Here is a 16364-nt window from a genome sequence, read left to right as displayed (position 1 = left end):
CATTGCCGCCTACGAGCAAGTGCGCCGATGCTCGTCTGAGCAGCCCCCGGGTTTATCGATGCGTCTCGTCCAGTTTGCGTGGCCGATGTACCAGCGTGACGAGCACGAAGGAAATGATCATCAACAGGTACCAGGCGCCGAGCTTGTTGATGGATACGGGCGTCCAGCCGTGCGATTGCGACGGATAGATCCACGCACGTGACCATGTGGCAATGTTCTCTGCGAACCAGATGAACAGCGCCACCAGCAGGAAGCCGAGCATCAAGGGCATGCGGTGGCGAAAGCGGAAGACGCGATAGTGCACCACAGTGCGCAGATAAATTATCGCAGTCGCCGCGAACAGCCCGTAGCGAACGTCTATGGTGAAGTGGTGGCTGAAGAAGTTGACATAGATCGCGACTGCCAGAAGCGCGGTCGACCAGACCGGCGGATAATGGGTGTAGCGCATGTCGAAGATGCGGCTGATGCGGGCGAGATAGGAGCCGACAGCCGCATACATGAAACCGGAGAAAAGCGGCACCGCGCCGATCCGGAAGATGCTTTCCTCAGGATACATCCATGAGCCTGCCGCGGTCTTGAAGACCTCCATGACCGTGCCGACGACGTGGAAGATCAGAATGACCTTCGCCTCGGACGAGGTTTCAAGCCTCGCTGCCAGCATTGCAAATTGGATGCCGAGCGCCGCCAGAAAGAGAAAGTCATAGCGGGCCAGGAGAGCATCTTCGGGCCAGAACTGATGAGAGGCGATGATCAGGGCGAGCAGCAGTCCGCCGAACAGGCACGCCCATGCCTGCTTCAACCCGAAGACGGTGAATTCAACCAAGGCACCTGCGAAGCCGTGCGCGGGCAGGGCGTCGAGTATTCGGTGAGCGGCCGCATCTATCTGCGCCTCAAGCGAAGTGAAGCGGCGTGCGGGCGCTACGTCCAAGGACGGTGTCGGACCATGGCCGAGATCGTCGAAACGTTCGAATTTGGGCTGATCTGTCATGCGTGCTAGTTGCTGGAACTACGCTACAACCGATGAGGAGAGTTTTGCGCTTTTTTGTGTCCAAGAGGCTAGCGGACGCCTATTTCTAAAGACCCCATCTCGGGGGCCCTCTGGCGCCTGTTCAATTTCGCATTGCACAACAGCAACCTATTCTTTTGATGCGTCGCCGCAACGAACTGGCCTTGACCGCCGCTCTCTTCCCGCCTCTATTCATATGACTGATCCGGTGGACCAACCAGTGGATCAGTCGAGGAGTGGCGCCGATGACTGGCAGTCCGATACTCACGCAGATGCCGAAAGTGGGGCGCAGCCTCGACCGCCGCACGGCGCGCGAGATGATTGCCGACAAGCTGATGGTGCTGGTGGCGACGAATATGCTCCGCCCGGGTGACGAACTGCCGGGCGAGCGGGAACTTGCCAACGTCCTACATGTCAGCCGTGAGACGGTGCGCGGTGCCATTCAAACGCTCGCGGCCCGCGGCATCATCGAGGTCTCCCAGGGAAGCCGCAGCCGCGTCGCCGATGTCGATCTCAGCGACGTCACCGTGACGATCGCTTCCCCCAACGCCATCGACAGCTATGATCTCGAGGACGTCCATGCCGCCCGCCAGCATATCGAGCTGAAGGTGGTGGGCGACGCCGCGGAAAACATCGACGAAGAGGCGCTGAAGAAGCTCGAAACCCTGCTCGAGGCGCAAAAACTCTGCGGCGACGATGCGATGCGCTTCCTAATCTGCGACCGCGAGTTCCACGTGGCGATCTACAGGGCCTGCGGCAATCCGCTGCTCTCGGATTTTGTGACGGACCTTTATACTTACATGATGGACTACCGGCGCAGCGCCATGTCGCGCCCGGGCGCGATCGAGGCCAGCTACAAGGATCACAGCGAAATCTTCGAGGCGCTGCGGCGGCACGACCGCGAAGCGGTCGTCGCGGCCTTTCACCAGCACCTCATGCGCATTTATCGGACGACGAAGGAACTGCTCGTCGACGGAAACGGCAGGAAACAGAAACAGAAGGGTACGCGCAATCCGGAGTGACCGGATGTGGCCGAACGAGGAGGTTCGCCGCGAATGCATGTCATGATCATCGGTGCGGCCGGCATGATCGGCCGGAAACTTGTCGAGAAACTCGCGGCGGAGCCGGACGCCCTCGGCTATGAGATTGGCCGGCTGACCCTGGTCGACGTGATCGAGCCGCCGGTCCCCGCGGCCTATTCCGCGATCTCGACGGCGCTGGCGCTCGATCTCTCGACGGAAGGCTGCGCCGGGCAGCTCGTCGCGACCCGGCCGGACGTTATCTTTCATCTCGCGGCGATCGTTTCGGGCGAGGCGGAGGCGGATTTTGACAAGGGCTACCGCGTCAATCTCGACGGGACGCGGGGGCTCTTCGAGGCGATCCGCAGCGAAGGTCAGCGCGAGCGCTATGTCCCGCGCGTTATCTTTGCTTCCTCGATCGCCGTCTTCGGCCGGCCCTTCCCGGAGAGGATCGGCGACGAGTTCTTCACGACACCGCTGACGAGCTACGGCACGCAGAAGGCGATCTGCGAATTGCTGCTTGCCGATTATTCGCGCCGCGGCCTCTTCGACGGCATCGGCATCCGCCTGCCGACCATCTGCGTCCGGCCGGGCAAGCCGAACAAGGCGGCCTCCGGCTTCTTCTCCAACATCCTGCGCGAGCCGCTCGCCGGGCAGGAGGCCGTTCTGCCGGTCGACGAAAGCGTCCGGCACTGGTTCGCAAGCCCGCGCTCGGCGGTCGGTTTCTTCGTCCATGCCGGTCGAATCGATACGAGCCGGATCGGGCCGCGGCGCAACCTGACCATGCCGGGATTGTCGGCGCTGGTCGGCGAGGAGATCGAGGCGCTGAAGCGCATTGCCGGCCCGAAGGCCGCGGGGCTCATCCGCCGCGAACCGGATCCGGTCACCGCCGCGATCGTCGCCGGCTGGCCGACGAATTTCGACGCGCGACGCGCGCGCGAGCTGGGCTTCACGGCCGAAAGCAGCTTCGACGAGATCATCAGGATCCATGTCGAGGATGAACTCGGAGGGAAGATCTGACATGGCACAAGGCAACAGATCGGGCGAGGGAAAGATTGCGCTGGTGACGGGCGGAGGGTCCGGCATCGGCCTCGGTATTGCCCGGCGGCTGAGTGGCGAAGGCTATCGCCTCGTTATCACCGGACGCCGTCCGGACGTATTGGAGAAAGCGGCTGCCGAAATCGCCGCGGAAAGCGGCGGCGTTGTCCGGGCAATCGCCTGCGATGTCGGCGACCCCGGTCAGGTTGCGGCACTGTTCGACGCGATCCGGGCCGAGTTCGGCCGGCTCGACCTGCTCGTCAACAATGCAGGTTCGAGCGTGCCGCCGCTGCCGCTCGAAGAGGTCACGTTCGCGCAATGGAGCGGAATTCTTGCCGCGAACCTCACCGGCGCCTTCCTCTGCACCCAGCAGGCTTTCCGGCTGATGAAGGCGCAGGAGCCGCGCGGCGGCCGGATCATCAACAACGGCTCGATTTCGGCGACGACCCCCCGGCCCAATTCTGCGCCCTATACAGCGACGAAGCACGCCATCACCGGGCTTACCAAGTCGACGGCGCTCGATGGGCGGCCCTTCGACATCGCCTGCGGCCAGATCGACATCGGCAATGCCGCAACCGACATGACGCAGAAGATGAGCAGCGGCGTGTTGCAGGCCAATGGCGAGATCGCGGCGGAGCCGACGATTCCCGTTGAACATGTCGCCGATGCGGTCGTCTACATGGCGAGCCTGCCGCTTTTGGCAAACGTGCTGACGATGACGGTGATGGCGACGAAGATGCCGCTGGTCGGCCGCGGATAGATCAAAGCCTTCGCCCGTCCACGAGGAGGGATGGTGGCGAAGCCAGGAATGAGTTCTGGGAGGAACGCGAATGGCAGGCGTGGATTTTGTCGATGTCCGGAAATCCTTCGGGCAGTTTCCGGTCATCAAGGGCGTCAACATCGAGATCGAGGACGGCGAATTCGTCATTCTCGTCGGCCCGTCCGGCTGCGGAAAATCGACCTTGCTCCGGATGTTGGCGGGCCTCGAGAACATCACTGCCGGCGAAATCCGCATCGGCGACCGCGTCGTCAACCGGCTGCCGCCGAAAGATCGCGACATCGCCATGGTGTTCCAGAACTACGCGCTCTATCCGCACATGACGGTCGCCGACAACATGGCCTTCTCGCTGATGCTGGCGAACAAGCCCAAGGCGGACATCGACAAGCGTGTTGGCGTTGCGGCGGAAATCCTCGGCCTCTCGAAACTGCTCGACCGTTACCCGCGCCAGCTTTCCGGCGGCCAGCGCCAGCGCGTCGCCATGGGCCGTGCGATCGTCCGCGACCCGCAGGTGTTCCTGTTCGACGAACCGCTCTCGAACCTCGATGCGAAGCTGCGGGTTGCCATGCGCGCCGAGATCAAGGAATTGCACCAGCGGCTGAAGACGACGACGGTCTATGTCACCCATGACCAGATCGAGGCGATGACCATGGCCGACAAGATCGTGGTCATGCATGACGGCATCGTCGAGCAGATCGGCGCACCGCTCGAGCTCTACGACCATCCGGCCAATCTCTTCGTCGCCGGCTTCATCGGTTCGCCGGCAATGAACATGATTCGCGGCCGGCTTCACTCCGAAGACCCGACGGCCTTCATGACCGCCGACGGCACGGCGCTTCCCGTCGCCCGGCCTGCTGCGGCCGCCCGCGGCCGCGATCTCGTTTATGGCCTTAGGCCCGAATACATGTCGCTCGACCCGAACGGTCTTCCGGCCGAGGTCGTGGTGATCGAGCCGACCGGTTACGAAACTCAGATGATCGCCAGGCTCGGCGGCCACGAGGTGACCTGTGTGTTTCGTGAGCGGGTGACTGCCAAGCCCGGCGAAACGATCCGCCTGGCGATCGATGGCGCCCATGTTCACCTGTTCGACGCCGAAACCGGACGGCGACTATTCGGCTGATGCCCGAGCGGACGGGGAAGGGGAGGAGCCTTCCTCGATGCCGCGCGGGTGATGCCAGGCAATGCCAGGCATCGGGGTCGCCGCATTCGCCAAGCGGGACGGCGAATGGCGGAAGAAATGCTCCCGCTGTTTTAAGGAGGAGTACCAAATGCCGATAAAGAGACGTGACTTTCTCGCAGGTTCCGCGGCGATTGCCGGTATAACGGGGCTTTCGCCGCTCGGGAACCGCCCATCCTTCGCGCAAGCCGCCGAGCCGAGCTACAAGCCGGAAGAAGGCGCAAGCCTCAGGCTTCTGAGGTGGACGCCCTTCGTCAAGGGCGACGAGGACGCCTGGCTTGCCAACACCAAGAAGTTCACCGAGGCAACCGGCGTCGAGGTCCGCATTGACAAGGAAAGCTGGGAAGACATTCGCCCGAAGGCGGCCGTCGCGGCGAATGTCGGCTCCGGCCCGGACATGGTGATGTGCTGGTTCGACGATGCGCATCAATATCCGGACAAGCTCGTCGACGTCACCGAACTCGCCAATTACCTCGGCAACAAATATGGCGGCTGGTACGACGGCGTGAAGGGCTATGCGACTCGTGACGACAAGTTCATCGCCATGCCGCTGACGGCGATCGGCAACGCCGTCTGCTACCGCGACAGTCATATGAAAGCGGCGGGCTTCAGTGAATTCCCCAAGGACACGGCAGGCTTCCTCGAGCTCTGCAAGGCGATGAAGGCCAAGGGCACGCCGGCCGGCTTCCCGCACGGTAAGGCGGTCGGTGACGGCAACAACTACGCCCACTGGCTGCTCTGGAGCCACGGCGGCAAGATGGTCGACGAAGGCGGCAAGGTCACCATCAACAGCCCCGAGACGCTGGCGGCGATCAGCTACGCCAAGCAGCTCTACGAGACCTTCATTCCGGGCACGGAAAGCTGGCTCGACATCAACAACAACCGCGCCTTCCTCGCCGGCCAGGTATCGCTGACGGCGAACGGCGTCTCGCTCTACTATGCTGCCAAGAAGGACGCGGCGCTCGCCGACCTGGCGGCGGATATCCGCACCACCAACTTCCCGATCGGCCCGGTCGGCCAGAGCGTCGAGCTTCACCAGACGAGCTCGATCCTGCTCTTCAGCCACAGCCAATATCCGGAAGCGGCCAAGGCCTATATCAAGTTCATGATGGAGGCCGACCAGATGAATGCCTGGATACAGGGCTCGAGTGCCTATTGCTGCCAGCCGCTGAAGGCCTTCGCCAACAACCCGGTCTGGACCTCCGACCCGATCCATGCGCCCTATGCCAAGGCCTCCGAGACCCTTCGGCCGAACGGCTATGCCGGTCCGCTCGGCTATGCCTCGGCAGGCGTTATGGCGGATTACGTCCTGGTCGACATGTTCGCAGCCGCAGTGACCGGCCAAATGACGCCCGAGGACGCCGTTGTCGAGGCCGAACGACGGGCGAACCGCTACTATCGCGTCTGATCCCTCGTGGCGGCTGTCGGCCGCCGCGACCACCGATGACGCCGGCGGCGAGGCCGCCGGCTCTGCTTCTGAACCCATTTCCTGGTCGGAGAAATTCGATGTCCATCACGTCGTCCGGAAAGGCGCCATCTGCCATGGCTTCGCTGATGCAGAACAACAATGTGCTCGGCCTGCTGTTCATGTTGCCGGCCGCCGTCTTTCTCATCTGCTTCCTCACCTATCCGCTGGGGCTCGGCGTCTGGCTCGGCTTCACCGACACCCGCATCGGCCGCGATGGCATCTTCATCGGCCTAGAGAACTATGAGTTCCTGGCGCGCGATTCGGTCTTCTGGCTCTCGGTCTTCAATACGCTGCTCTATACTTTCGTGGCGTCGATCCTCAAGTTCGCGCTCGGCCTGTGGCTGGCGCTGCTCTTGAACGAAAACCTGCCGTTCAAGTCATTCTTCCGCGCCATCGTGCTTCTGCCCTGGGTGGTGCCGACGGTGCTCTCGGCTCTCGCCTTCTGGTGGATCTACGATTCGCAGTTCTCGATCATTTCCTGGTCGCTGATGCAGCTCGGGCTGATCGACGGGCCGATCAACTTCCTCGGCGATCCGACCAATGCGCGCGCCTCGGTCATCGCCGCCAATGTCTGGCGCGGCATTCCCTTCGTGGCGATCTCGCTGCTTGCCGGGCTGCAGACAATCCCCGCCTCGTTGCAGGAGGCCGCCTCGCTCGATGGCGCCACCAGCTGGCAGCGCTTCCGCTACGTCACGCTGCCGATGCTGACCCCGATCATCGCCGTGGTGATGACCTTCTCGGTGCTCTTCACCTTTACGGATTTCCAGCTCATCTACGTGCTGACCAAGGGTGGGCCGGTGAACGCCACCCATCTTATGGCGACGCTCTCCTTCCAGCGTGGCATTCCGGGCGGCCAGCTCGGCGAGGGCGCGGCGATCGCCGTCGCCATGGTGCCATTCCTGCTCGCCGCCATCATGTTCAGCTTCTTCGGCCTGCAGCGTCGCAAGTGGCAGCAGGGCGGACAGGACTGAGGAGGAAAAGATGAACACGACCACGAGAATACCGGACGAGGTCCTCACCGATACCGCCGAGGGGATGAGCTATCTCAACCGTCTGCCGCGCCGGATCGTTACTCTCTACCTGCCGATGGCGGTCTTCGTCTTCGTGCTGCTGTTCCCGTTCTACTGGATGGCGATCACGGCGGTGAAACCGAATTCACAGCTCACCGACTACAACAATTACAGTCCCTTCTGGGTCGTCGGCCCGACGCTCGACCACATCAAATACCTGCTGTTCGAGACCTCCTATCCCGGCTGGCTATGGAACACGATGCTGGTCGCCGTCGGCTCGACGATCCTTTCGCTGGCGGCGTCGATCTTCGCGGCCTATGCGATCGAGCGGGTGCGCTTCACCGGCTCGCGGCCGGTCGGGCTGATGATCTTCCTCGCCTATCTGGTGCCGCCGTCGATCCTGTTTATTCCGCTCGCCTTCATCGTCTTCAAGTTCGGCATCTATGATTCCAAGCTGGCGCTGATCTTCACCTATCCGACCTTCCTCATCCCGTTCTGCACCTGGCTGCTGATGGGCTATTTCCGCTCGATCCCCTTCGAGCTCGAGGAAAGCGCGCTGGTGGACGGGGCGACACGCTGGCAGATCCTCGTCAGGATCATCCTGCCGCTTGCCGTGCCGGGCCTGATATCGGCCGGCATCTTCGCCTTCACGCTGTCCTGGAACGAGTTCATCTATGCGCTGACATTCATCCAGTCGTCGGAAAACAAGACCGTGCCGGTCGGCGTGCTGACGGAACTGGTGCGCGGCGACGTGTTCGAATGGGGCGCGCTGATGGCCGGCGCGCTGTTCGGCTCGCTGCCGGTGGTCATCCTCTATTCGTTCTTCGTCGACTATTACGTCTCGTCGATGACCGGCGCGGTCAAGGAGTGACGGTCTCACCTATCATCGCTTGCCCGCAACGAGGAAGACAAGGATGGCGAGAACCGCGGCAAACGGCGCCAGGGCGCCCAGGTCCTCCATGGCCCAAAGGGTGAGCCCGCTATAGAGACACCACAGGATCGGGATGGGCAGAAGCAGCCACAGCCTCTTTTGCCCGACCATCAGCATGGCGCCGAAGGTCGTCGCAACCGTCGGATCCGGCATCATCCCGAAGGTTTCCGCCGTGGCGGGCGGACGGCCTGCGACAAGGGCGATGAAGGGATAGGCGAGCAGCCCGCAAACGGCGAGGGCGATGCCGCCGTGATGACGCAGGCCGCCTGAGTTGGTGGGCGAGCGCGGCAGGAGGGCGGCCAGAACCAGCAATCCTGACTGGAGAAAAAAGGCAGCGGCAGCATAGGACATCGCCCAGTTGATGCTGGCATAGCGCGTCCACAGGAACTGCCAGGCGCAGAAGGCCCATGCCAGGGCGAAGAGCGGGAGAACCGCAATCCGGGCGCGGGACGCCTGCAGGGCTGCCGGAACGAGCAGGGCGAGCGCGCCTGCGATGAAGACAAGCTGAAGCGGCCAGAATTCCTGATTGTAGCGTTCGATGAGGCGGAAATAGACGCGCGGCGAGAACATCAGGAAGTCGGCGAGCGTGTAGGTCCCCCAGTCGGACATCAGCCACGCTTCCCGTCAGGAGCCGAGCGGCCGCTCACAGCGCTTCCACATAGTCGATCATGCGCCGGCGCAGCTTCTCGTCCGGCAGGACGCCGCCTGCGGCCTCGAGGTTTTCGCGCACGTGATCGACCCGGGTGGTCGCCGGGATGACGCAGGTGACCGCCGGATGGGAGATGATGAATTTCAAGAGGAACTGCGCCCAGTTGCGTGCGCCCGTCTCTGCGAGCCATTCCGGCAGCGGGTCGTCCTCGATCTGGCGGATCAAATTACCCTCCCGGAACGGCCGGTTGGCAATGACGGCGAGGCCTTTTTCCCGGGCCAGAGGCAGGATGCGCTGCTCGAGCTCGCGATCGAGGATATTGTAGGTCGCCTGGACGAAGTCGATTGGTTGGCTCGCCATGACCTTCTCGATCTCGCGGTGTCTGCGCCCTTCCGATGTCGTGATGCCGACATAGCGCAACTGCCCTGCCGCCTTCATTTCAAGGAGAGCCGGCAGGTGGTCTTCCCAGGAGACGAGATTGTGCACCTGCATGAGGTCAAACTTGTCGACGCCCCAATAGGCGCGCGACGCCGCGATCTGCGCGCTTCCCTGTCCCGCATCCGATATCCAGACCTTCTCGGCGGAAAACAGGCGCTCCGGATGGCCGAGCTTACGGAGACCGTAACCGATCGTCGGCTGCGAGGAACTGTACATCGGCGAGGAATCGATCATGCGGCCGCCGCCCTCGAAGAAGGCGGCCATCACCGCGGCGCATTCCTCCATGAGCACCGGGTCGTCGCCGACATTGAAGGTGATCCAGGTGCCGAGACCGACCACCGGGATCGGTTCTCCGCTTGACGGAATCGGCCTCGTGAGAATGCCGGCCGGCTGGCCAACCGCCAGTCGCGGCGCGAACGGCAGCAATGCGCCGATGCCAAGCCCCTGAATGGTCGCGCGCCGAGTAATCTTCATCGGTCGCCCCTTCGCAAAGCCTACTCCTGCATGCTTCCCTAGATCGTAGCCGATTTGAGGACAAAAGCATGCAGCCATTCAAGGTGCGCTGATAAGACGCGGCGCTGTAGCATCGGGCGCATAATGAACCCGCTTGCCACGGCGCTGAAGCCACGAAGTCGTGATCGGTGCAGAGAGCCGACGCTCAGGCGCTTCCGCTGAAGGCGCGTTCGAGCGCGGCGATGTCGAGCTTCACCATGCCGAGCATGGCCTCGGTTGCGCGTTTGGCCCGGTCGCGGTCGGGACTGGACATCATCTCTCCCAGGACGCGCGGTGCGATCTGCCAGGAAAGGCCCCATCGGTCCTTCAGCCAGCCGCATTGTTCGGCTTCGCCGCCATTGGCGAGAAAAGCGTCCCAGATGCGGTCGATTTCATCCTGGCTGTCGCACTCGAGCAGGATCGAGAAGGCGTGGTTGAAGGGATCGAGCGGCCCGGCTTCGAGTGCGATGAAATTCTGGTCCTCCAGCGTGAACTCGATCACCTTGACGCTGCCGGGAGGGCCGCTCGGGGTCTCCGCCGGCACGGCCGTCTCGCCCGAAATGGTGGAGTTCGGGATTGTCGAAACGTAAAAGTCGACGGCGTCGCGGGCTTCCTTGGCAAACCAGAGATGTGAGACGATCTTGGCCATCGAATAAGCTCCTCGAGATGTTCGATTGCCGAAGGACGTTCCGGTTTGCCGGAAGCCGACAGACTGAGCGCAAGAATCTTCGTCTGATCGCCCGTTGCCTCCGCCGGCAAGCTCCGGTTCCGCGGTCAATGGGCGTGGAGAGCCCTGCTACCAGGGCCGCCAGCCGCTCGACCAATAGCGCTCCTTCAATTCGCTCAGGCGATCCTCGATGTCGGAAATGACGTCCTCTACGCGTGAAGTGCGCCGCATGGACCAGGATGGGCGGCTGGTACTTGCCAGGATCAGGCCGACGAGGCCGACGAGCGCAATGGCGGTCCAGGCCGGATGCTCCCTCGCCATCTCTCCGGCCCTGCGGCCGGTGTCCCTGACGGTGTTGGCCACGGCCCGACCCGAGGGAATGCCGAGATCGGTGAGGGTGTCTTTCAATGCGTTGACCTGCTCACGAAGCCAGCGGACTTCCTCCTCCATGCTCTTTTGGTTCGGAACGCCAACCGTGCCGGACTTAGTATCGACGACGCCGCGCGGGACAGCCGAACCGATTGGTTTTTCTTGTGCCATTTTGCTGATCCTCCATATCCGGACCGTCAAGTGGTCCCCAGAGGAAACGGCGGCGGGCCGTTGGAGTTCCTTGGATCGGCAGGCGACAGGCATGCAGCGGGGGCCGGCTATTGCCGGCTTGACGTGCAAACGGTCAATCGCGGCTGCCCGGCCTGGGCGCAGCGCCGGGTAATTCGAACAGCAGTTGACATCGGAAAGGCGTTGCGTATTCTACGCGAATTGGTATGACCACTTGGCCACCAGCCGCGAGCGCTCGCGTGGCCTGCAGCGCGAGGATATGATGTTCTCTGCCGTGGAATCGCGCCGCCTGTACAGGCAGGTGGCGGACCAGATGCGAGGACTGATCGAGCGGGGCGAATTGCCCCCGGGCTCGCGGCTTCCGGCCGAGCGGGAGCTCGCGCAGAAGCTGGGCGTCTCGCGCCCGACGGTACGCGAAGCCCTGATCGTGCTCGAGGTCGAAGGATTCATCGATATCCGCATGGGGTCCGGCATCTACGTCACGGCGCGCAAGGCGCCGGCGGCCGATGTGCCGCCTGAAGATTTCGAAGGACCATTCGAATTGCTGAGGGCCCGGGCGGTCGTCGAATGCGCGATCGCCGAGGAGGCGGCGCGGCTGGCCCGGCCCGAACATATAGAAATCCTCGACGACAATCTGGCGCGCATGGCCGCCGCGCTCGAGGACCGGCGTGAGGCGCTGGCGATCGATCGCGAGTTCCATGTGATCGTCTCGAGCATCATCGCCAACCAGACGCTCAACCGCTTTGTCGGCAGTATCCACGACATGCGCATGACGCCCTATTTCGAGAAGCTCGCCAGCTATTTCGAAAACACCGACACCTGGCGGGCGGCGATGGAGGAGCATCGGGTCATTCGCGATGCGATCGCCGCTGGCGATCCGGCCGCCGCACGGGCCGCGATGCGCGCCCATCTCGATCAATCTCAGCTTCGCCTGTCGGCAAGCTTCGTCGAGGAGCAGTCCGACAGCACGTTACCGGCCGCCTGGAGGCGTGCCGAAGGACAGTAAAGCAGGCAGTGACTTCACTTTGGGAGGAGTAAGAAGATGAAAGTCAGACTGTTAACGCTACTCGGCGCAACCGCGGCCATCCTGGGTTCGGCCTTGGGAGCGCAGGCCCAGACGGCGCTCAAATGGGCGCATGTCTACGAGACCTCGGAGCCGTTCCACACGGAATCAGTTTGGGCCGCCGAGGAGATCGGCAAGCGCAGCGAGGGACGCTACAAGATCGACGTCTTCCCGGCCTCGCAACTCGGCAAGGAAGCGGATATCAACCAGGGTCTGAAACTCGGCACGGTCGATATCATAATTTCCGGCTCGAGCTTCGCGGCGCGCGAATATGCGCCGATCGGCGTCACCTATTTCCCCTACACGTTCCGCGACCCCGCCCATCTGATCGCCTATACCAAAAGCGACGTCTTCAAGCGCCTGGCGGCGGGCTATGAGGAAGCCTCCGGCAACCACATCACCGCCGTCACCTATTACGGTACGCGCCACACCACGTCGAACAAGCCGATCGCCAAATGCGCCGACATGCAGGGGTTGAAGATGCGCGTCCCAGACGTCCCGGCTTATCTCGCCATGCCGCGCGCCTGCGGCGCCAACACGACACCGATCGCCTTCGCCGAGGTCTATCTCGCTCTGCAGAATGGCACGGTCGAGGCCCAGGAGAACCCGCTGACGACCATCGAAGCGAAGAAGTTCTTCGAAGTGCAGAAGCATATCGTGCTGACCGGCCATATCGTCGATCATCTGAACACAGTTGTTTCGAAGAACCTGTGGTCGCAGCTCTCCGATGCCGACAAGCAGATTTTCACCGAGGTGATGCAGGAGGCTGCGGAGCGCGCCACCAAGATCATCGAGGAGCGTGAGAAGGCGCTCGTCTCGACCTTCAAGGAGCGTGGTCTCGACGTGGCCGAAGTCGACAAGGCCGATTTCGAGTCGACCGTCATGGAAAAGGTCGCGCTTGAGGACTTCGGCTACAAGAAGGAGGACTGGGAGGCCATCCGCGCCGTCAAGTGAACCGCCTTTGTCGGCTCGCTGCATGGCGGGCCGACATTCCGTTTCTTAAACGTCGGATGATCGCCATGTCACAGGAAGTCCATCTGCAAGTGACCCCGGAGGAAATCGCCCATTCCTTCGACGAGGCTCCGCCCGCCGCGGATATTTCCAGCTATGCCTTCGAGGACTGGGTGACGCTCGCCGTCTTCTGGGTAATGACGGGATGCGTGTTCCTGCAGTTTTTCACGCGCTACGTCCTCAACGATTCCTATGCCTGGACGGAGGAGATCGCCACAAACTGCCTGATCGCCGTGGTGTTTCTCGGCTCCGTCATGTGCGTGCGCGTCTCCCGCCACATCCAGGTCGACGTGCTCTACCACTATTTCCCGCGGCCGCTGGCGCGGGCGATGGCGATCTTCGTCGATCTGGTGCGCATCGGTTTCTTTGCCTATGCCTGCTGGCTGATGTGGCGCTATGTGGCGATCGTCGCCCATGAGCGCATGGTGACCGTCGATCTGCCGCGCAACATCGTCTTCTACAGCGTCATGGCCGGCTTCGTGATGATGTTCGTCCGCTCGGTTCAGGTGTTCATCGCCAATCAACGCCGCGGCTATTCGGTTCTCGAGAAGCCCGAGGAATTCCAGAAGGTCGAGGACTGATCCATGCTCCTGCTCGTCGGTTCGTTTCTGGTCTTGATGGTGGTCGGCGTCCCGGTTGCCATCTCGATGGCCGTGGCGTCGGTCCTCTATCTTGTCTTCTACAACGTCGCGCCCGACATCATCGCAGCGCAGCGCATGATCGCCGGCGTCGAGAGCTTTCCCCTCTTGGCGGTGCCGTTCTTCATCCTTGCCGGCAACCTGATGAATTCCGCCGGCGTCACCGGCCGCATCTATTCCTTCGCCGTCGCGCTCGTGGGCTGGATGAAGGGCGGGCTGGCGCAGGTCAACATCATCGGCTCGGTGATCTTTTCGGGCATGTCCGGCACGGCGCTCGCCGATGCCGCCGGCATCGGCACGATCGAGATCAAGGCGATGAAGGATCACGGCTATCCGGTGGAAACCGCCGTCGGTGTTACCGCCGCATCGGCGACGCTCGGGCCCATTTTCCCGCCGTCGCTCCCCTTCGTCATCTACGGCATGATGGCCAATGTCTCGATCGGCGCTCTGTTCATGGCCGGCATCGTGCCGGGCGTGGTGATGACGGTGCTGATGATGCTGACGGTCGCGGTTTTCGCCTATCGGCGCGGCTGGGGATCGGACACGCCCTTCGAGATCAGACGGCTGCTTTCTGCTTCGGTCGAAGTGCTCGTCGTGCTTTCGGTGCCGATCGTCATCTATCTCCTGATGTCGGCGGGCTTGTCGATGAACGTCGCCGTCGGCCTGGCGCTTCTCGTGCTTCTGGCGCTCGACTGGTATTTCGATTTCTCGGCAGTCATGGCGCTGATGACGCCGGTGATCCTGATCGGCGGCATGACGATGGGCTGGTTCACCCCCACGGAAGCGGCGGTCGCCGCTGTCCTCTGGTCGCTGTTCCTGGGCCTGGTCCGCTACCGGACGATGACGATGTCGACGCTGGCGCGGGCGACATTCGATACTATCGAGACGACCGCTTCGGTGCTGTTCATCGTCACGGCGGCTTCGATCTTCGCCTGGCTCCTGACGGTCAGCCAGGCGGCCCAACTGCTCTCGGGCGCGATCCTGACGATCACCGACAACAAGTGGGTGTTCCTGATCCTCGTGAACCTCCTGATGCTGTTCGTCGGCTGCTTCCTGGATACGATCGCGGCGATCACCATCCTGGTGCCGATCCTCTTGCCGCTGACGGCCCAGTTCGGCATCGATCCGGTGCATTTCGGTCTGATCATGACCCTCAACCTGATGATCGGCCTGCTTCATCCACCGCTCGGCATGGTGCTTTTCGTGCTCTCCAGGGTGGCCAAGCTTTCGGTCGAGCGGACGACGATGGCGATCCTGCCGTGGCTCCTGCCGCTCTTCATCGCGCTCATCCTGATCACCTTCGTCCCGGCGGTTACGCTGTGGCTGCCGGGCGCGGTCGGACTGATCCGATGATGGCGGGAGGAGTGCGCCATGCGCGAGCCGCCCGGCTTTATGGCCCGCGCGATATTCGGGTGGAGACGGCGGAGGTTGCCGAGCCCGGCGAAGGCGAGGTCCTCCTGAAGATGGCGGCCGGCGGTATTTGCGGTTCTGACCTTCACTACTATCAGGACGGCGGCTTCGGCCCCGTCCGGGTGCAGGAGCCGATCATTCCCGGGCACGAGGCGTCGGGCCATGTCGCGGCGCGCGGTGCAGGGATCTCAGGACTTGCAGTCGGCGAACTGGTGGCGGTGAACCCGAGTAAGCCATGCGGCACCTGCCGCTTCTGCCGCGAAGGACTCGCGATCCATTGCCTGAATATGCATTTCATGGGCAGCGCCATGCGCTTGCCTCACGCGCAGGGCATGTTTCGCGACTGGCTCATTGTCCCTGCCGGCCAGTGTTTTCCGGCCGGCAGGCTGGTCAGCCCCGGCGAAGCCGCCTGTGCCGAGCCGCTGGCGGTCTCCCTGCACGCGGTGGGGCAGGCCGGAGATCTCACCGGCAAGCAGGTGCTCGTCACCGGGGCCGGGCCGATCGGTGCGCTTGTCGCCGCGGCCGCCCGTCATTCGGGGGCGGAAACGATCGTGGTCACCGACCTCGCCGATGCGGCACTCGCGCGGGCCGAAGCTATGGGCGCGACGCGGGTTGTCAACATTCGTCGCGATCCGGCGGGTCTGGCCGAGTACGAGACCGACAAGGGCAAATTCGACGTCGTCTTCGAGTGCTCGGCCGCCGAGCCGGCGCTGCGCGGCGCGATCGCTGCGGTCAGGCCGCGTGGGTTGATCGTCCAGGTCGGGGTGACCGGCGACATCACCCTGCCGCTCAACGCGCTGGTCGGCAAGGAGCTGCGGTGGATCGGGTCGCAGCGGTTCGACGACGAATTCGCCCGGGCCGTCGCGCTCATCGCCGAGCGCAGGATCGATGTGCGGCCAATCATCTCGCATGCCTTTCCGGTCGATCAGGCGGTGCAGGCCTTCGAACAGGCCGGCGACCGATCGTCCGCCTGCAAGGTGCAGCTGACATTCATGGTCTGAATTGAATACG

Annotated in this window: 17 protein-coding genes; 12 read left to right on the top strand and 5 right to left on the bottom strand. The window is 63.0% G+C overall.

All coding sequences use genetic code 11. The features are described 5' to 3' along the window. Window positions 1–52: 52 nt before the first annotated feature. Entirely contained in the window at window positions 53–988 is a 936-nt protein-coding gene (locus CO664_RS13720; protein ID WP_234819751.1) for a DUF817 domain-containing protein, read from the bottom strand. Between the two features lie 263 nt (window positions 989–1251). On the opposite strand from CO664_RS13720, the gene CO664_RS13715 reads away from it, so the two are divergent. The 7 genes from CO664_RS13715 (at window position 1252) to CO664_RS13685 (ending at window position 8367) form a co-directional block, all read left to right on the top strand. After that, complete coding sequence (locus CO664_RS13715; RefSeq protein WP_097539064.1) at window positions 1252–2028, top strand: FadR/GntR family transcriptional regulator; 777 nt, start codon at window positions 1252–1254, stop codon at window positions 2026–2028. Between the two features lie 33 nt (window positions 2029–2061). Next, complete coding sequence (gene denD, locus CO664_RS13710; protein WP_037419141.1) at window positions 2062–3045, top strand: D-erythronate dehydrogenase; 984 nt, start codon at window positions 2062–2064, stop codon at window positions 3043–3045. Window position 3046: 1 nt separating this feature from the next. After that, window positions 3047–3823, top strand: a complete 777-nt coding sequence (locus tag CO664_RS13705) for an SDR family oxidoreductase (RefSeq protein WP_097539063.1) — start codon at window positions 3047–3049, stop codon at window positions 3821–3823. Window positions 3824–3893: 70 nt separating this feature from the next. Beyond that, complete coding sequence (gene ugpC, locus CO664_RS13700) at window positions 3894–4961, top strand: sn-glycerol-3-phosphate ABC transporter ATP-binding protein UgpC (protein ID WP_097539062.1); 1068 nt, start codon at window positions 3894–3896, stop codon at window positions 4959–4961. Between the two features lie 148 nt (window positions 4962–5109). After that, window positions 5110–6426 (top strand): ABC transporter substrate-binding protein, encoded by a 1317-nt coding sequence (locus tag CO664_RS13695; RefSeq protein ID WP_097539207.1) that lies wholly within the window; start codon window positions 5110–5112, stop codon window positions 6424–6426. 98 nt (window positions 6427–6524) lie between these two features. After that, complete coding sequence (locus tag CO664_RS13690; protein ID WP_097539061.1) at window positions 6525–7457, top strand: sugar ABC transporter permease; 933 nt, start codon at window positions 6525–6527, stop codon at window positions 7455–7457. Between the two features lie 10 nt (window positions 7458–7467). Next, window positions 7468–8367: a carbohydrate ABC transporter permease gene (locus tag CO664_RS13685; RefSeq protein ID WP_037419151.1), complete on the top strand. Its 900-nt coding sequence runs from the start codon at window positions 7468–7470 to the stop codon at window positions 8365–8367. Window positions 8368–8379: 12 nt separating this feature from the next. Here the strand turns inward: CO664_RS13685 and CO664_RS13680 are convergent, their stop codons facing one another. From CO664_RS13680 to CO664_RS13665, 4 genes are all read right to left on the bottom strand, one after another. After that, on the bottom strand, window positions 8380–9036 hold the full coding sequence (locus CO664_RS13680; protein WP_097539060.1) for a DUF6064 family protein: 657 nt from the start codon (window positions 9034–9036) through the stop codon (window positions 8380–8382). Between the two features lie 34 nt (window positions 9037–9070). After that, window positions 9071–9988: an aldo/keto reductase gene (locus CO664_RS13675; protein ID WP_097539059.1), complete on the bottom strand. Its 918-nt coding sequence runs from the start codon at window positions 9986–9988 to the stop codon at window positions 9071–9073. Between the two features lie 184 nt (window positions 9989–10172). After that, entirely contained in the window at window positions 10173–10655 is a 483-nt protein-coding gene (locus CO664_RS13670) for a VOC family protein (RefSeq protein ID WP_037419160.1), read from the bottom strand. A gap of 147 nt (window positions 10656–10802) precedes the next feature. Then, window positions 10803–11213, bottom strand: a complete 411-nt coding sequence (locus CO664_RS13665; RefSeq protein WP_037419165.1) for a hypothetical protein — start codon at window positions 11211–11213, stop codon at window positions 10803–10805. A 277-nt stretch (window positions 11214–11490) separates the two neighbouring features. On the opposite strand from CO664_RS13665, the gene CO664_RS13660 reads away from it, so the two are divergent. The 5 genes from CO664_RS13660 (at window position 11491) to CO664_RS13640 (ending at window position 16354) form a co-directional block, all read left to right on the top strand. Beyond that, window positions 11491–12237: a FadR/GntR family transcriptional regulator gene (locus tag CO664_RS13660; RefSeq protein WP_234820269.1), complete on the top strand. Its 747-nt coding sequence runs from the start codon at window positions 11491–11493 to the stop codon at window positions 12235–12237. A gap of 36 nt (window positions 12238–12273) precedes the next feature. After that, window positions 12274–13248, top strand: a complete 975-nt coding sequence (locus tag CO664_RS13655) for a sialic acid TRAP transporter substrate-binding protein SiaP (RefSeq protein WP_097539057.1) — start codon at window positions 12274–12276, stop codon at window positions 13246–13248. Window positions 13249–13313: 65 nt separating this feature from the next. Then, window positions 13314–13886: a TRAP transporter small permease gene (locus CO664_RS13650; RefSeq protein WP_037419220.1), complete on the top strand. Its 573-nt coding sequence runs from the start codon at window positions 13314–13316 to the stop codon at window positions 13884–13886. Window positions 13887–13889: 3 nt separating this feature from the next. Next, window positions 13890–15296 carry a TRAP transporter large permease gene (locus CO664_RS13645; protein ID WP_097539056.1) on the top strand — a complete coding sequence of 469 codons (1407 nt, stop codon included), beginning with the start codon at window positions 13890–13892 and terminating at the stop codon, window positions 15294–15296. Then, on the top strand, window positions 15293–16354 hold the full coding sequence (locus CO664_RS13640) for an L-idonate 5-dehydrogenase (RefSeq protein WP_176536574.1): 1062 nt from the start codon (window positions 15293–15295) through the stop codon (window positions 16352–16354). The genes CO664_RS13645 and CO664_RS13640 overlap by 4 nt, the downstream gene beginning before the upstream one ends. The last annotated feature ends 10 nt before the right edge of the window (window positions 16355–16364 follow it).

Source organism: Sinorhizobium sp. NG07B, from assembly GCF_002532005.1.
GTDB lineage: Bacteria > Pseudomonadota > Alphaproteobacteria > Rhizobiales > Rhizobiaceae > Sinorhizobium > Sinorhizobium fredii_C.
This window is presented reverse-complemented; position numbering and strand designations above follow the sequence as displayed.

Coding starts and splice junctions, on each gene's coding strand:
- CO664_RS13720 (WP_234819751.1), bottom strand. CDS start 988: ATGACAGATCAGCCCAAATTCGAACGTTTCGACGATCTCGGCCATGGT.
- CO664_RS13715 (WP_097539064.1), top strand. CDS start 1,252: ATGACTGGCAGTCCGATACTCACGCAGATGCCGAAAGTGGGGCGCAGC.
- denD (WP_037419141.1), top strand. CDS start 2,062: ATGCATGTCATGATCATCGGTGCGGCCGGCATGATCGGCCGGAAACTT.
- CO664_RS13705 (WP_097539063.1), top strand. CDS start 3,047: ATGGCACAAGGCAACAGATCGGGCGAGGGAAAGATTGCGCTGGTGACG.
- ugpC (WP_097539062.1), top strand. CDS start 3,894: ATGGCAGGCGTGGATTTTGTCGATGTCCGGAAATCCTTCGGGCAGTTT.
- CO664_RS13695 (WP_097539207.1), top strand. CDS start 5,110: ATGCCGATAAAGAGACGTGACTTTCTCGCAGGTTCCGCGGCGATTGCC.
- CO664_RS13690 (WP_097539061.1), top strand. CDS start 6,525: ATGTCCATCACGTCGTCCGGAAAGGCGCCATCTGCCATGGCTTCGCTG.
- CO664_RS13685 (WP_037419151.1), top strand. CDS start 7,468: ATGAACACGACCACGAGAATACCGGACGAGGTCCTCACCGATACCGCC.
- CO664_RS13680 (WP_097539060.1), bottom strand. CDS start 9,036: ATGTCCGACTGGGGGACCTACACGCTCGCCGACTTCCTGATGTTCTCG.
- CO664_RS13675 (WP_097539059.1), bottom strand. CDS start 9,988: ATGAAGATTACTCGGCGCGCGACCATTCAGGGGCTTGGCATCGGCGCA.
- CO664_RS13670 (WP_037419160.1), bottom strand. CDS start 10,655: ATGGCCAAGATCGTCTCACATCTCTGGTTTGCCAAGGAAGCCCGCGAC.
- CO664_RS13665 (WP_037419165.1), bottom strand. CDS start 11,213: ATGGCACAAGAAAAACCAATCGGTTCGGCTGTCCCGCGCGGCGTCGTC.
- CO664_RS13660 (WP_234820269.1), top strand. CDS start 11,491: ATGATGTTCTCTGCCGTGGAATCGCGCCGCCTGTACAGGCAGGTGGCG.
- CO664_RS13655 (WP_097539057.1), top strand. CDS start 12,274: ATGAAAGTCAGACTGTTAACGCTACTCGGCGCAACCGCGGCCATCCTG.
- CO664_RS13650 (WP_037419220.1), top strand. CDS start 13,314: ATGTCACAGGAAGTCCATCTGCAAGTGACCCCGGAGGAAATCGCCCAT.
- CO664_RS13645 (WP_097539056.1), top strand. CDS start 13,890: ATGCTCCTGCTCGTCGGTTCGTTTCTGGTCTTGATGGTGGTCGGCGTC.
- CO664_RS13640 (WP_176536574.1), top strand. CDS start 15,293: ATGATGGCGGGAGGAGTGCGCCATGCGCGAGCCGCCCGGCTTTATGGC.